This window comes from Bacteroides sp. 43_46, assembly GCF_001915455.1.
GTDB classification, from domain to species: domain Bacteria; phylum Bacteroidota; class Bacteroidia; order Bacteroidales; family Bacteroidaceae; genus Bacteroides; species Bacteroides caccae.
Genome location: NZ_MNQN01000115.1, coordinates 78,271 through 93,990, shown reverse-complemented (window position 1 = coordinate 93,990; position 15,720 = coordinate 78,271). Strand labels below are relative to the sequence as shown.

The window sequence follows — 15,720 nt, the reverse complement described above, 5'->3', positions numbered from 1 at the left end:
AAGAGATAAAGAGCATTTCCTTTTTAATACAATATGTCAAAGAACACTTGATGCTTACTTTTTACACAACCTCCCCGAAGGAGGGGAATGGAGATACCATCGACTAGTTAAATTACCACCAAATTTGAAGAAGAATCAATAAAAGAAAGAATTTCTTTTTGAATAAACAGGAAACTCCAACTAATCCGACTTTATCAATCGGTTAGCTGGAGTTTCCTGTTTCATCTTTTTAGAGAAAGGAGAGCGCTTTTCTCAGTTTACACCTTCCCCCAATCCTTTTCAGCATTAAAGCAGGGACAAGCCTTGATCCATTCTTCCGGTTCTATCTCACCGTTTCCGTTCAGGTCGGGACTGAGGTCGCGATGTCCGCAGATGCGGCAGCCCGGGTAATCCTTCAATAAAGTGAGAATCAGCACACGCATCGAATGTTTCTGCCATTCGGTACGGGTATCTTTGGGATGTCCCTTGCAGTCGAGTCCGCCTTCGTAGCAGATACCGATACTTTCTTTGTTGAAGCCACGGGTATGTGCGCCGATGCGTTCGAGAGGTCGGGTCGATTTGATATCCCCATTTTTGCGGATATAAAAATGGTATCCCGTCCCGTTGAATCCCCGCCTGCGGTGGCAGATATCCAAGTCAAATTCCGTAAACTCCCTGTCCTCACGTGTAGCGGAACAGTGGATTACTATCAACTTTATAGGTCGCATACGTTCTCTTTCACAGCGCCCGTTGCGTACAATCTTTATTGCTGCATTGCAGGGCTGCCGCCTGTGCAAGTTGTCCCCGCAGTGAAAAGATCTCCGTATGCATTTCCTTCACCCTCGAACTAAGGTCAAAATAATCCTTCAACACCTTCTCCAATTGCTGCATCAGAAAAGTATATTGGTCTTTCACCAGTTCGCTGAACTCTTTTACCTCCTGCGCCATGACTTTGCGCTTCTTGCGGCTGCTGCCCAGAAAGGGCAGCACCGTCATAATGATTTCTATAATCTTATCTAACATGAATGTGATTTATTAATGAAGAATACCTTTAAACAGACGGGTCGGGAGTGACACCACCGCCGCCCGGTTTATCATTTCCGCCGTTTCCGTCATCGGAGCCGTCGGTTTCGCCTTCGCCCTTCCCCGCAAGGACGAAATCTACATTATTCTCACTTCGGGTGGCAGTGTGGCTGGTATTCACCAGGTGCAGCGCCTTGTCCGCCACGAAACGGACATTCACCCGGCGGATACTGCGCACCGTGCAATCTTTCTCCTTCTCCGTGCCCTCGCTGCTCAACGTGATGTGGAACGTGCCCAATCCGTCGATCTTCACTTTATCGCCCTGCGTGAGCGACAGACGCAACTGCTCTACAAAAGCCTCGATAGCGTGCTTCACATCTCCCGCTGTGAGCGAAGAATTCGCCTCGATCGCATCCGCCAGCTTATTGACGTCCATAACTCTCACAGTACCCGATTTCTGGCGTACATAATACAACACCTGCGAATCTTCCTGATTCACATACTTTCTGCGCTGATAGCGCTCCACTAATACGTTCATAATTGAAAAAAGTTAAGGTTTAAGTAATAATATTTTCTGTCATTATTGACATTACAAATATACAAAATCTGAAAGGAGAAGTCAAGTATTTTGCCATTTATTTTATACTGATTTTTGAAATAAAATAAGGCACGGATGATTGAAAATTATTGTTGTATAAAATTGAATCTGTCTCACACTGGAATCACTTTTACTTTGCATGTTTCAGCAGAAACTCCAATGGCGGTACATAGTCCGTAATTTTCGTCATTTCCGGATTATGCCCGAAATAAGCGTTTCCGGTTTCCCCGTTGCGTTGTTTGGCTACGATTATAATGCCGAGTCCTTCGGTGGGATAACCGCTTTCGCGGTCGGTCGGTATGCGTGCGAGGGCAGGGCGGTAGAGTAGTAACACGACGTCCGCATCCTGCTCGATCGCTCCGCTCTCGCGGAGTTGTGACAGTTCGGGGCGACCGGCGGGACGGCCCTCCGACACGCGGTTCAACTGGCTGAGCAACACCACAGGCACATTCAGTTCTTTGGCAAGCAGCTTGGCCTTGCGGGTGGCTTGCGCCACTTCCTGCTCTCGGTTACGGTTGTTTTGTCCCGTCGTCATGTCGCATAGTTGCAGGTAATCGATGATAATCATGTTGCACTCATTCCGGCTTTGCAGCAGCCGGGCGCTGCAACGGATGTGTTCCATGTTGACCGATGTACTGTCATCTACGTGTATCGGGAGACGTGCGAGGTCGGCGGCTGTGGCGTGTGCTTCTGCCAGTTCCTGCGTGCTGACTGTTCCCGACCGCCACCGGCGGGCGCTGATCTCACTGGCTGCCGTCAGCCAGCGGTCGGCCAGCCTTTCCCCTTGCATCTCAAGACTGTAGACGGCTACGGCATATCCTGCCATTGCCGCGTTCCGTGCCAGATGCAATGCCATGCCGGTTTTCCCTACACCGGGACGGGCGGCAAGTACTATTAGATCACTGTTCTGGAGTCCGGACGTCATGCGGTCCAGATCCGTCAGTCCGGTGGGAATGCCGGTCACTCCGTTCGTACTCTTGGCGATACGTCCCTCGGCTTCGGTCATGGCGGCGCTCATCAGTGCGTCCATGTCGCGCAGGTGGGTGTTGTGGTTGGACTCACCCTCCAAGCGGTCGAGCAGGTTGTGTGCATCTATCAGCGAGTCGTCGATATCCATGGTTTCGTCCAGCGAACAGGCGAGAAGTTTGTTGAAGCCCAGGATCATTTCGCGCCGCAGGTATTTTTCGTGCACAATCCGGATGTGGTATTCGATGTGTGCGGAACTTGCCACTTTACTGCTCAGTTGGGTGATACCATACGGACCGCCCGCTTCTTCGAGCTTTCCGCGGTGTGAAAGTTCCTCTTTCACGGTGAGGATGTCGATTTTGGTACCCGCCTGATACATCGCCAGCATGGCGGCGTAGATTATCTGGTGGCGTAGCACGTAAAACATTTCGGGGCGTAGCTTGTCGGCTACCAGCGGCATGGCTTCCTGTTCTATCAGGCAGGCGCCGAGGATCGCTTCCTCTATTTCGGGTGCTTGGGGCGAAACTCTGTTTTCGGTATTCATCATTAATAGGTGTATTCGTTCAGGAAAGCTTTGTTCGATAAATAACTGCCGGCATGGAGGAGGAAGTTGACGTTCGTCTGGTGGAAATAATATACTTCGATGTTGTCGATTGCCAGTTGTTGTTCCTTGTCACTCAGCTTCTTCCACTCGCGTTGCGCCTTGGCGATGTTCTCCTTGGGAAGCTGCGTGATGCTGTGGTATTCGTTCCAGAACAGTTGGAACTTCTCGTTGACAGCTTTCTTTTTCTGTTTCCCGGCATCGGGCAGTCCCACCCATTTGTCATATTCGACGACGCGTATGTGCAGGGATGTATTGTTGGGGTGGGGGATGATTTCGATGATTCCCCGGGTGGCAAGTCCGTGCATGAAGCGGAAAGTCTTCCCGGTGGACCAGTGGAGAACGCGGCTCCAGTCGCGGTAACTGAACAGGCTTTCACCTCTTTTGCACGGGCAGTTCTTGTTGCAGCGGTCGTTGTATAGCGTTTCCGAATAGTTGACTTTCATCAGGATTTTCAGGAGTGCCTCTATCTCTCCCTCTTGCAGGTGCGGATTTTCTATCTGTTGTTGCAATAAGGTTTTCGGGATAATGAGAAAACCATGCTTTGTCATGGCTTGGAAATTAAATTTGTTCATTTTGGCTTATTTAAAATTTTCGGTAAAGGTAATCCCTTTGCGTATGGCTTGCAAGAGGCGTTGTGGTGTGTGGATGACTGTGGACGGTTGCGGACTTCGAATGTACTTCCGCTAACTGTTTTTTCTCTCTGCGGATGTTCTCCGGAGGGGATGATGAAACAGATACTCCGTTTCTGTCCGGCAGAGCCTTTGATACAGACAAACAGAGCCTTCGTTCGGTTGAATCGGAGGCTCTGTTTTAGTTGAAAAATACGGTCGTTTTTACGAACACTTTGTGGAACACTTTTTTCCTACTGCAAATAGCTGTATGTTTGAGAGTTATCTTTCTGTGGGAAAAAATGCCGAACGCAAAGTGGAATACATAATAAACGATAAAAGATAAATGATATATTTAAAAATATATAGTTCGATTTTTCTTTTATTTCTTATCCGTGTTTTTGTTTTCTGCTACGCGCTGTACTTTGACCGACAGTATAATGTGGGGCGGTCCCCAATGGCGGTAGATGATTAGCTGCATTTCGGGGCTGATCTCGATCGTCGTGTCGGTGTAGTGCGCGTCGGCAAGTTGTTCACTCAAAGCATTACTTGCTTTGATACAATTACGCATTTTTTTGCTGGCGGACGATGTACTTGCCATTTGAGGGAAGTATGCCACTGCCAAATCGGAAAAATGCTTGAAACCGTTAATGCTGTAGCTTTCGTCAGCTACTTCATTACTTTTCATAAATTTACAATTTAATTGTTTCTTAATTATGGCTTTTGTCTTAAAAACCGCACAAATATATGAAAATATATTTGATAAATAACATGAAAGTTTTAGTTTTTATTTTTGTAAATTTATGTATGTAAATTTTTATATATTGATTTTTTTGTTTTACTAAAGTAAAGTGTGGGAATAGTAAATATTATTAATTAAATTATTTGTTGATGAAGAAGGAAAGTTTTACTTCGTTTATGAAACAAGTGGCTGCCGATTTGCAGCAGAGTGGAAATTTAGGGACTGCTCATGTGTATAGAAGTAGTTTGAATGCGATTCTTGTTTTTCAGGAATCGGAAAGCGTGGAGTTTCGGGAAATAACTCCGGAGTGGCTGAAACATTTTGAGGGTAGCCTTCGTGCCCGTGGGTGTAGTTGGAACACGGTGTCTACGTACCTTCGCACGATGCGTGCCGTTTACAATCGGGCCGTCGATCTTCATCGTGCGCCGTACGTGCCGCATCTGTTCCGTTCCGTATATACAGGTACGCGGGCGGACCGCCGGCGGGCGTTGGATATGGAAGACATGAAGAAGGTGTTTGCCCGTCTGTTGCAGTCGGCCGCCATACCTCCCGGCATGAGGGGTGCGCAGGAATTGTTTATCCTCATGTTCCTGCTTCGGGGATTGCCTTTTGTCGATCTGGCTTACCTGCGGAAGAGCGATCTTCGGGGGGATGTCATTACTTACCGTCGCCGCAAAACGGGTCGTCCGTTGTCGGTGACGTTGACGCCGGAAGCCATGTTCCTCTTGCAGAAGTATATGAACCGTGATAAGCGTTCGCCTTATTTGTTCCCTATTCTCCGCAGCGCCGAAGGTTCGCCGGAAGCTTATCGGGAATATCAGTTGGCATTGCGCCATTTCAATTATCAGTTGGAACTATTGGGAAGGTTTTTGGGATTGAAGGATAGATTGAGCTCCTATACCGCGCGCCATACCTGGGCTACAACGGCTTATTATTGCGAAATTCATCCGGGCATTATCTCCGAAGCTATGGGACATTCGTCCATTACAGTGACCGAGACGTATCTCAAACCTTTCCGGAGTAAGAAAATTGATGAAGCAAATAAACAGGTTCTCGATTTTGTAAAACGCTCTGTGATAGGTGTAAGCGCTTGATTGTAAGTCTGTTACTTCGTAGGTAACGGGTTTGAATATCGGTGCAAATATGAGCATATTTCTTAAAACAACCAAACGAAATCAAACATTTTTTCCAATAAACTACTCAAAAGCGGAACTAGGACAGATAAAACACGTGGATTCTTTGTATTAGGGCTTTGTTAACTTCTAAATATTGCAAAAGGTTTCCCTCCCCTCTGCCGCTCGTCAGAAGCAGGGGTAAAGAACTTTCATCACTTATCGTATCATTTTTCAGTATCGACTACTCTCAGAGAGCAGGAACAAAGGTTTCTCCGTTACCTACGAAGTAACGGGCTGTCTATTATTGAAACTTAGTGTTTAATAATATATTATTAATGTAATTTTTAAGTAGTTATGAAGAAAAATTTTGTTAGGGTAATGCTTTTCGGGGCATTGACGCTTGCAGTCACTACAACAGTCACAAGTTGTAAGGATTATGATGACGACATTAAAGGCTTGCAGGAACAGGTCGATAATATTAAATCGACTAATCCTGTGAGCACGGAAGACATGAAAGCTGCTGTTGATGCGGCTACGAAAGCTTTGGAAAAGAAGGTTAAAGACTTGCAGGATCTGGTTGACGGCAAAGTTACTGCCACTGATTTGGAAGCCAAAATTAAAGTTTTGGAAGATAAGCTGGCGGCTGGTGATAAAACCGTAGCTGATGCCTTGACAGCAGCTAAGAATGAACTTACTGAATTAATAAACGGTAAAGCCAGTCAGGCAACAGTTGATGCCATTAATAAAGATATTGAGGCTTTGAAGGGAATGAAGACAACTCTTCAGGCTTTGATTGATGCAGAAAATAAGTTTATTGCTAATCCGGAGGATTTGAGCGGCTTCGAAAACACTAGCTTCGATAAATTCATCAATCAGAGCATTATAAATGCACTGAACGATAAAGGTGAAAACAAGGGAGCTATTGCCCAATATGTAATCGAAGCTGTACAAGCCGGTGTTGCATCAAATGGTAAAGCACTGAATGAGCACATTGAAGGCCTCGGAATAACCGGTGTAAAGACTTTGACGGAATTTGTAGATAAAATCTACAATGAAATCTTTAAAGAAGACGGTGTTATCAAAAAACAACTGGACAGTTTGGATGAACTGTTGAGAGCTATCAATGCACACGTAGGTACTGAGGAAGGTCAGTCTAAAGACTATGAAGCACTTATCAATGAGATTGTGGCTGCAAAAAATGCTTTGACTGCACTCCAAATTCCTGAAGGTAAGACTTTTGAGGAGGCTGTACAAGGCATCATTGACGCTGAATTAACAAATGTAGAGTCTACATTAGGTAAGTTGAAAGCAGAATTGGAAGCAGAAATTACAGCACTGAAAGGCATGATCCAAAGTATCGTATACGTACCGGAATATGCAGACGGACTGGTTCAGCTTAGTACGTTCTATGCTAAGTTTGGTTCTGACGGTAATGCAGCCGATTGGGAACCGATGATTAGCGGTGGCGATGTGAAAGTGAGATTCCGTGTATCTCCGAGTAGTGCAGCGAAAGAACTGATTGATAATTTTGGAAAGGAAACTGCTAAATATAATGTTGCAGTAGATTATCAGGCGGTGAAAACACGTGCTACAGGTGAATTGTTCAATATTACAAAGATTGAAGCTGTAGAAGACGAAGCCAATCTGATTGAGGTGACTTTAGATGCTAGTAAGGCAGCAGCTAGCTATGCAATCGCTTTGACACTGACGGATAAGGTTGAAGGTGAGGCGAAGACTTTGAATGATATTTCTTCAAACTATTTCGTTGCTGTGAAGAATGTTCTGTATATCGACAAGGTAGAGTGGACTCCGAAAGAAAAGCCGACAACATTAGTTAAAGGAAACACTATCGACTATAAAACGGGTGGTGATTATACTTTGACAGTTCATTCATCAGTAGATGCTAGTGGAGATGTTGAGGGCGAAGCCGACACAAGAAAGAAGCTAAGTCAATATGGAATTTCTGCAGATAAGTTCCCTATGGAGTTAACTCTGGGAGGTACTAATGCCGCTAATTTTGAATTGTCTGAAGCAGGCGTGTTGTCTGCAAAAGAAGCAGCAGTAGTAAGTAACGTGGCGAAAGTATCGTATACAATAACAGTGTCTGGTCTGGGTGCTTCTTCTGAAAAAACAGTAGAATATACTGGTAATTATGGAGATGTTAAATTGATCACTGAAGGTGAAGCACAGGAAGTTGTACTTGCTGCTGCGCAATTACCTCTTCTGTGGAATGGCGCAGAGAAATCATATACACTCGACGTAACTGCAGAAAGTGCTACCGTAGCTGCCGTAGCTAAGATAAAGGAAGCATTGAGCGTTGCTGATTTCAACAATTGTACATTTACGGCAGTTCCGGAAACTCAGACAATTAAGTTGGGCAATTCTAGCGGTGCTCTTGTCTTGAAAGTTCCTGCAAGCACAGTATGCGAAGCTACTGATATTACTACCAGAATTACTAGTCAAGACGGCAACAAGAGCATTAATGTAACAATGAAAGGTGTAACGGTAAGCTATCCTGATGCAAATGATGCAGCTTTCAAACTAATAGATAATGCTCAGACTTGGGACGGAAGTAAAGCAGTACTGGGTCGTACATTTGAAGGTGCAGGTACTCAGGAAAGTAATTATACAGCTGTAAAAGCAACTAGAAACCTGAAAGAGCTTTATTCTAACTATGCAGATGTTGAGAGCAGTTTTGCTGTCTTAGGTTCCGGTGCTACTTTAACGTTTGCTCCTGTTCTTGCTGAAGGTGCAATTACTATTACAGGTGTCACTGTAAGTGAAAGTGGTGATGTAACTGTAACTAAATCCTATGAAGGCGATCCTATTAAAGTAACACTGACAGGAAAGTGCGGTGAACATGAAGTATTCTCTAAAGAAATTGCAGTGACAATTCCTGCTGATAAGCTGAACGGAACATTTGCATATAGTGCAGAAAAACCGGAAGATCAAGGTAAACTTACTTATGATGTAACTTCAGTAGAAAAGAGAAAAGCAGGTCTTAATTTGAAAACTGCTCTTGTTTGGAAGGATGCTACTGCTGCTGAAAACAAAATATGGCCGGAAGCTGCTGAGAATATTTATAACAACAATGATCCTATGACCATATATGGTTTCAGTGTAGAATATACAATGGAAGAAGGTGCTAATAATGGCTCCTTTGAATCTACTATTACTGACGGCGTGCTCAAATTGACAACAACGGCAGCCGAATGGTCTGTAAGTTCAAAACCAATGGAAGTAAAAGTAACAGTTACTCCTAAATCTCCTTGGGGTGCTATGGAGGCTAAAACTGTAACAGTTACAGTTCCTGCATGGTAATAAGCCTTTGATGTATCAGACGATATCTCTCGTGATTCCCGGATTCATTTTCTGAAAGACCGGGAGATATCTTTGAAATCAACAAGATAAACCCTTCTTCGCCCTTGTGGTGAAGAAAACGCCGAGAAGCACCAGTACGAAGCCATTCGCTTGTGAAAGTCAATCCTTCTATGCTGTGCTTCTTAAGAAAAGGGATGTCTTCCTAATAATTTCCCACTGACATCCCTTTTGCTAACTCTTAATGCATCTCCCTTATTATACCGGTCACAATTAGCCGGTCATGATTTCCCCTATGAAAGGGGGATGTCTTGAGAATACAAAAAGCCCGTGCTTGCGAAAGTCCGGGCTTTTCGTCGTAATAGCTGTTTCTAAAACATCTTTGCATTCCGTTTTGTTCGTATGAGGTATTCTTTTTCAGGGAATACTCGTATCTTTATTGTCGAATTAATCAAAAAACAATCGTGAGATGTCAAAAGTATTAGGATTTATGAAGCAAGTAGCCCATGGGCTGCAAGTGGAGGGAAACTTTGGAACTGCTCATGTCTATCGCAGCAGTCTCAATGCCATTATTGCTTATCGTGGGAAAGATGATTTTGCCTTCAATGAGGTACTTCGTGGTCGTGGGTGTAGTTGGAATACGGTTTCTACCTATCTGCGCACTTTTCGTGCCGTTTACAATCGTGCCGTCGATCTTCGTCGGGCACCATACGTCCCGCATCTGTTCCGTTCGGTGTATACGGGAACTCGTGCCGACCATAAACGGGCTCTATGTGACGACGATATGAAGAAAGTGTTTACCGAATTGCCGCAATCTTCTCGTATATCTTCGGCTATGCGTCGTGCACACGAACTGTTTGTTCTTATGTTTTCGCTCCGTGGTATGCCGTTTGTCGATCTTGTCTATTTGCGGAAAAGTGATTTGCGTGATAATGTAATTACCTACCGTCGGCGTAAAACGGGCCGTCCCCTGTCGGTGACACTGACCTCGGAAGCAATGGTTCTAATGAAGAAGTATATGAACCGTGATTCTTCTTCTCCTTATCTCTTTCCTTTTTTGGAAAGCCGTGAAGGAACGAAAGAGGCGTATCGGGAATATCAGTTGGCGTTGCGCAGCTTTAATCAACAACTAATGTTGTTGGGAGAGTTATTAGGACTAGGTGATAAATTAAGCTCGTACACCGCCCGCCACACTTGGGCTACGACGGCTTATTATTGCGAAATTCATCCGGGTATTATCTCCGAAGCTATGGGACATTCTTCCATTACGGTAACAGAAACATATCTCAAGCCTTTCCGAAGCAAAAAAATTGATGAAGCAAATAAACAGGTTCTTGATTTTGTTAAGCGTTCTGTGATAGGAGTAATCGCCTGATTATAAAACTGTTACTGTATAGGTAACGGGAATAAATGACGGTGCAAATATGAGCATATTTCTTAAAACAACCAAACGAAATCACACATTTTTTCTAATAAACTACTCAAAAGCGGGACTAGGACAGATAAAACACGTGGATTCTTTGTATTAGGGCTTTGTTAACTTCTAAATTATGCCAAAGATTTCCCTCCCCTCTGCCGCTTGTCAGAAGCAGGGGTAAAGAACTTTCATAATCTATCGTATCATTTTTCAGTATTGACTACTCCAAAAGAGCAGGCGCAAAGGTTTCTCCGTTACCTATACAGTAACGGACTAAATGCGTTGGGAATAAGTTTCGTGCTCATATTATAAGAACTATGGGCTTAAAGCAAAATGAAAAAGAAAAGGAGGTTACAGAAATTAATGAAGGGGCAATATCCGGGATTTTTGAATCGACATCGAGAGACTATATTTTTATTTTTTAATTTATAAATTAAAAGTTTTTTTATTATGAACAAAAAGTTTTTAAGTGCAGTCCTGTTTGGAGCATTGTTAGCGTCTACTACAGGAACATTTACATCTTGTAAAGACTACGATGACGACATCAATGGTCTAAGCGAACGTGTAGATGCAATCGAAAAAACATTGGCCGACTTGAATACAAAATTTGGATCGTTGGCTTATGTGAAGTCTGTGTCTTTTGCTGATGGAAAATTAGTAGTAACGGATCAAAATGGAACTCCGACTACTTATACTATTCCTGACAAAGATACTAATACTAAGTATAGTGTGGAGATCAGCAAAAGTGTAGAGGGCAATACTACTACTGTAACTGTTACTTTGAAGGGGGATGATGGCAGCACGTCTTCCGAGTCATTTACTCTTACTGACAAGGATACTATTACTGAAGATACAACTTTGGATCCTTCCTTGTTCTGGATGGATGAGAACGGTGTGATCTGGTATGGTTTGAAGACGGACAAGGATAACTGTATAAAAACAGGTGTCACGGTGCCATTACATAATAAAACAAGTGTTGCAATTATTGATTATGTAGTAGATGGCGCAAAAGTGGGCTGGGATATCACTGTCGATAATGTAACGACTCACTTGTCTGTTCTGGATGTTTTGCCTATCACAGGTTTCTCATGGATTCCGAAAGATTATTATAATGGTATTGAAGCTGTAGCATTTGGCTCATATTCGTATAATAAGGTTGTTGGAACAGCGACGGCTGATACCACTTATACTGCAACTGGAGATGAAACATTATCTTCATTCCCGGGCGAAGCGAATTTCTATATTAATCCGGCTTCTGCATCGTTAGCTCAAATTAGAGGTGGAGCTGAAGGAGCAACCGTACTGTATAAAAAAGCTACGAACCATACTACTAGAGCTGATATCGGTGCTACTGCAACTCTTAGTATGGAGGACGGTATTTTGACCGCGTCTATCGTTGGTGATATGAATCAGGCTGAAACTGATCCTGAAGCATTGGATATGTTGGCTTTGCGTATGACTACTACTAACGGTCAAACATTTACAACTAATTATTTTGCTGTATATAACCAGAAAGAAGAAGTGTCATTCACATTAGTTGATAATTGCGAACTTGAAAGCAAAACTATTAAGGAAACAGATAAACTTGCTACTAAATGGAGTGATGTCAAAGGTCAGGATGCAGCAATTGATGCGAATAATGTAGCAGCCCCCGCTAATGCCCATTTGGTTCAAGCACTACAATATAACGAAGCTATTGCTGGTGTTGATTTGAATGAATATGTAGCTGTTGCTATGACAAAAGCTGGCGAAAGTGAAGTTGTTAATTTGGCTGCTAAGAAACTTTCAATTGAATATGTACTGTGTGAGTACGATGTAAATGGAACAGACCAGATTAACTATGCAACGTTGGAAGGCTCTACATTGAAAGCTGTCAACTACGAAGGTGTTAATATGTCATGCATCGGAAAAACTCCGATTGTGAAAGCTACTGTAAAGGATACTAACAATGGTAATGCTGTAGTAGCTGTAGCTTATATTAAATTCTTATATGTTGGCAATGAATGGACAGTGAGCAAGAATTACAAAGCACCGGTTTCAGAAACTAAGACTGTTGACTGGGAGTGCTTCGTTGATTCTGCGTTGAATTATACGACGACTGTGAAGTATATGAGTACTCAAGTATATCCGAATATTGGTTCTGAACTCGGCTTGAATGCACTGTCAAAAGAAGAATTTGCTAATATCTATGAATTTGTAACAGATCAGGCTAACGTTCCTGAGGAATTCAAGAGCACTAATATAATTTCAATAACGGAACTTGCCGGCGCTGAAGATAATGCAGATAATCGTCAGGTAGTATTTGATATTGACGAGAATGCTATTAGTAAGATTACAGAGGATGGTACTTATACTTTCTACGGCGTATACAAGAAAACGGATGCAGCTGCCGCAGCTTCTTCTCAATATCGTCAATATCCGGTATATGTTGCTATTCCTTATGTTGTAAAGGTACAGAACTATCCTACATTAGCAAATGGCGGAATTAAGGATGTTAATGATTATCGTATTACTCAGGCTTGGGAAAACGGATTTGCAATTTGTAAAGGTAGCAAGGAAACAGATAATGGTGCAGCTTTGTATCTTGATTTGAATGAGGCTATTGATCTTGGAGAATTTGCTGCTGACTATGCTGACTATGAGTTAGATATCGTTGATCCTGAAACAGGTGCTCCTGTTGCTGTACTGGGTAGCGAATGGTGTGCAACTCATGGTACTAATCTTGATTGGATTGTACTTACAAAACAGTTGACTAACGAAGAAGAAGTTATTGTTCCTGTAAAAGTGTACGCAGTACTTTGCAATAATGATAAGATTGAAGCCGGTACGGTAAATGTGAAGTTCGTTAATCCGGCCAAGGTTTCTTTGAGTAAGAATATTATAAATGTAAAGGATGGAACAGAAGCATATACTACTGAAGATTTGAAGAAGTATATCACTATCACATCTTCTAAAGATTCTTCTGTTGAGTTGTATAAAGACGGTGCTCTAACTACGGCTGGTGAGAAGATTCTGGGTAAGTTAGCTAATGTTACTATTGATCTGGTTAAGGGTAGTGTCATTCCGACTCAATGGGAAAATAAGTTTACTCTGAATACAGACGGAACAGTGACATGGAATCTTGAAGGACAGAATACTCTTGCTAAGGGACAAAATGCAACTTGTGATATAACCTTCACAATTGAATACGGTAAGGTTAAACTTAGTCAAGTTATTACGGACTGTACAGAAACAAGTCCGGTTCTTGGTGGAGGAAAACTTACCGGTAAGTTTACTATCAAGGCATGGAATGCTGATGAGTTCCCGGTTGAATAATAACTGAAGTTATATATTTGAGAGAGAGTGTACTCTTATAGTGCACTCTCTTCTTATTAATCAAATAATGAACGTTTATGAGAAAGAGTTTATTTATAGGATTGCTGGCCCTATCCAGCACAATGATCTTTGCTCAGAATCAAGAACAACGCATAAAAGAACCTGAAAAAATAACTTTCAAGCCGCATTGGTTCATTCAGGCACAAATAGGGGCTGCTCATACTATTGGTGAAGCTAAATTTACCGATCTTGTATCTCCGGCTGCTGCTCTCAACGTGGGTTATAAGTTTGCTCCTGCATTTGGTGCACGTGTTGGTGTGAGTGGTTGGCAGGCAAAAGGTGGATGGGTTAATCCGGAGCAGGACTACCAATATAAATATCTTCAGGGAAATGTTGATTTTATGACCGACCTGAGTACTCTATTCTGCGGCTTCAATCCTAAACGAATATTCAATGGTTATCTTTTTGTCGGTGTAGGTTTGAATCATGCGTTTGATAATGATGAAGCGAATGCATTGGATACAAAAACTTATCAAATGGAATATCTTTGGCAGGGCAGTAAGAATCTTGTTGCCGGTCGTTTAGGGCTTGGTTGTGATCTTCGTTTGAATGATCGGCTGTCTATTAATATCGAAGGTAACGCTAATTTGCTTTCTGATAAGTTTAACTCAAAGAAAGCCGGTAATTGTGACTGGCAGATTAATGCTTTTGTAGGTTTGAGTATTAAATTAGGCAAAAGCTATACTCGAATGGCACCGGTGTATTATGAACCGGAACCTGTGGCGGTGGAACAGCCAAAAACTACGCCTGTAATAGAAAAAGAACAACCTGAAAAGGAAGCGGTAATTGAACCGATGAAGAAGAGTATTTTCTTTGCTCTGAATTCTGCAAAGATACAAGATGATCAGATGATTAAAATATCTTCTTTGATAGAATATCTTGAGAAACATCCTGCTGCTAAGGTTACTGTGACAGGTTATGCAGATGCTGATACCGGTAATTCTCGGATTAACGGTGAATTGTCAAAGAAACGTGCAAATAATGTTGCTGAAATCCTGAAAGCGAAAGGTGTTGCTGCTGATAGGATAACAGTTGATTATAAAGGTGATACCGTTCAACCTTATACTACTCCGGAGGAAAACCGGGTAAGTATTTGCGTGGCTGAAGAACGTTAAGAAGTCCGAACTTGTGAAAGTCCGAACTTTTGCAATAGACCCTTTCTTCACTTGAGAGTGAAGATTTTACAGCAAACGAGGTGCTTGTGAAAGTATGTCTTTGCTGTTTCCCACAGAGGATGCCTTTCCTAATTTCCCACAGGCATCCTCTATTATGGTTCTTAATGCATCTCTCTCATTGCATCGGTATTATTTGCCGGTCATGATTTCCCCTATAAACAGAGTGGATGTTTTTAAGGATATCAAAAGCCCGGGCTTGCGAAAGTCCGGGCTTTTCGTCCTTACATCTCCTTCTCTCTTATTCTAAAGGAAAAATGTTCTTTGTGAACAACTCATTTTTTATTCCAACCAGTTCTTATTCAACAAAAAAGCCTTACCAGATACACAATCAATACATATAATGGGAAGATTTATTAATCCCTTTACCGATTACGGCTTTAAGTTTTTATTCGGCAGAGAGGTAGAAAAGGAGTTATTCCGGTTGGATGCTGTATATGGAGTGTTCTTCATGAACTTTGTAATGGACAAGGACATGCCTGCAACGATAAGGACAGATGTTGTCTTATCCGACCGGGCTACAGGAAAGCTCTTTAATGACAAGTTTCGGCAAATCTTTATCGAATTGCCAAACTTTAATAAAGAAGAGGATGAATGCAATACGGATTTTGAACGCTGGATTTTGCTGAAAAGAAGGGGATGCAGAGGGATGCAGAAAGGGATGCAGAAAGAAAAGGAAGTAACAGCCCGTATCATGAAATCCAAAGGTCTTTCTCTCGAACTAATTTCGGAATGTACCGGACTTACAACCGAAGAAATTGATAAATTGGAATGATAGAAACAAAAAGGCGACTCGTTTCCCA

General features: G+C 42.6%; 12 protein-coding genes. 6 read left to right on the top strand and 6 right to left on the bottom strand.

The features are described from left to right. Positions 1 to 257: 257 nt before the first annotated feature. From BHV72_RS12010 to BHV72_RS11985, 6 genes are all read right to left on the bottom strand, one after another. Complete coding sequence (locus BHV72_RS12010) at positions 258 to 707, bottom strand: N-acetylmuramoyl-L-alanine amidase (protein ID WP_234109831.1); 450 nt, start codon at positions 705 to 707, stop codon at positions 258 to 260. A 10-nt stretch (positions 708 to 717) separates the two neighbouring features. Continuing rightward, on the bottom strand, positions 718 to 1,002 hold the full coding sequence (locus BHV72_RS12005; RefSeq protein ID WP_005677929.1) for a hypothetical protein: 285 nt from the start codon (positions 1,000 to 1,002) through the stop codon (positions 718 to 720). Between the two features lie 28 nt (positions 1,003 to 1,030). After that, positions 1,031 to 1,540, bottom strand: a complete 510-nt coding sequence (locus tag BHV72_RS12000) for an HU family DNA-binding protein (RefSeq protein WP_022042948.1) — start codon at positions 1,538 to 1,540, stop codon at positions 1,031 to 1,033. Between the two features lie 190 nt (positions 1,541 to 1,730). Then, positions 1,731 to 3,110, bottom strand: coding sequence for a replicative DNA helicase (dnaB, locus tag BHV72_RS11995; RefSeq protein WP_286856098.1), 1,380 nt, complete (start codon positions 3,108 to 3,110; stop codon positions 1,731 to 1,733). 2 nt (positions 3,111 to 3,112) lie between these two features. After that, positions 3,113 to 3,742, bottom strand: coding sequence for an LvrA C-terminal domain-related protein (locus BHV72_RS11990; RefSeq protein ID WP_005677934.1), 630 nt, complete (start codon positions 3,740 to 3,742; stop codon positions 3,113 to 3,115). 418 nt (positions 3,743 to 4,160) lie between these two features. Next, the gene (locus BHV72_RS11985; protein ID WP_005677938.1) at positions 4,161 to 4,466 is read right to left on the bottom strand and encodes a DUF4248 domain-containing protein; all 306 of its coding nucleotides are present in this window, start codon (positions 4,464 to 4,466) and stop codon (positions 4,161 to 4,163) included. A 203-nt stretch (positions 4,467 to 4,669) separates the two neighbouring features. Here BHV72_RS11985 and BHV72_RS11980 point away from each other — a divergent pair, with 203 nt between their 5' ends. The 6 genes from BHV72_RS11980 to BHV72_RS11955 all read left to right on the top strand — a co-directional run bounded on the left by BHV72_RS11980 (position 4,670) and on the right by BHV72_RS11955 (position 15,692). Then, positions 4,670 to 5,614 (top strand): tyrosine-type recombinase/integrase, encoded by a 945-nt coding sequence (locus BHV72_RS11980; RefSeq protein ID WP_005677939.1) that lies wholly within the window; start codon positions 4,670 to 4,672, stop codon positions 5,612 to 5,614. Between the two features lie 375 nt (positions 5,615 to 5,989). Next, positions 5,990 to 8,956 (top strand): coiled-coil domain-containing protein, encoded by a 2,967-nt coding sequence (locus tag BHV72_RS11975; RefSeq protein WP_286856097.1) that lies wholly within the window; start codon positions 5,990 to 5,992, stop codon positions 8,954 to 8,956. Between the two features lie 466 nt (positions 8,957 to 9,422). Further along, positions 9,423 to 10,328, top strand: coding sequence for a tyrosine-type recombinase/integrase (locus BHV72_RS11970; protein WP_286856096.1), 906 nt, complete (start codon positions 9,423 to 9,425; stop codon positions 10,326 to 10,328). Positions 10,329 to 10,820: 492 nt separating this feature from the next. Next, on the top strand, positions 10,821 to 13,685 hold the full coding sequence (locus BHV72_RS11965) for a hypothetical protein (protein WP_286856095.1): 2,865 nt from the start codon (positions 10,821 to 10,823) through the stop codon (positions 13,683 to 13,685). A gap of 77 nt (positions 13,686 to 13,762) precedes the next feature. Then, on the top strand, positions 13,763 to 14,860 hold the full coding sequence (locus BHV72_RS11960) for an OmpA family protein (protein WP_286856094.1): 1,098 nt from the start codon (positions 13,763 to 13,765) through the stop codon (positions 14,858 to 14,860). 400 nt (positions 14,861 to 15,260) lie between these two features. Next, entirely contained in the window at positions 15,261 to 15,692 is a 432-nt protein-coding gene (locus BHV72_RS11955) for a PD-(D/E)XK nuclease family transposase (protein WP_286856092.1), read from the top strand. The last annotated feature ends 28 nt before the right edge of the window (positions 15,693 to 15,720 follow it).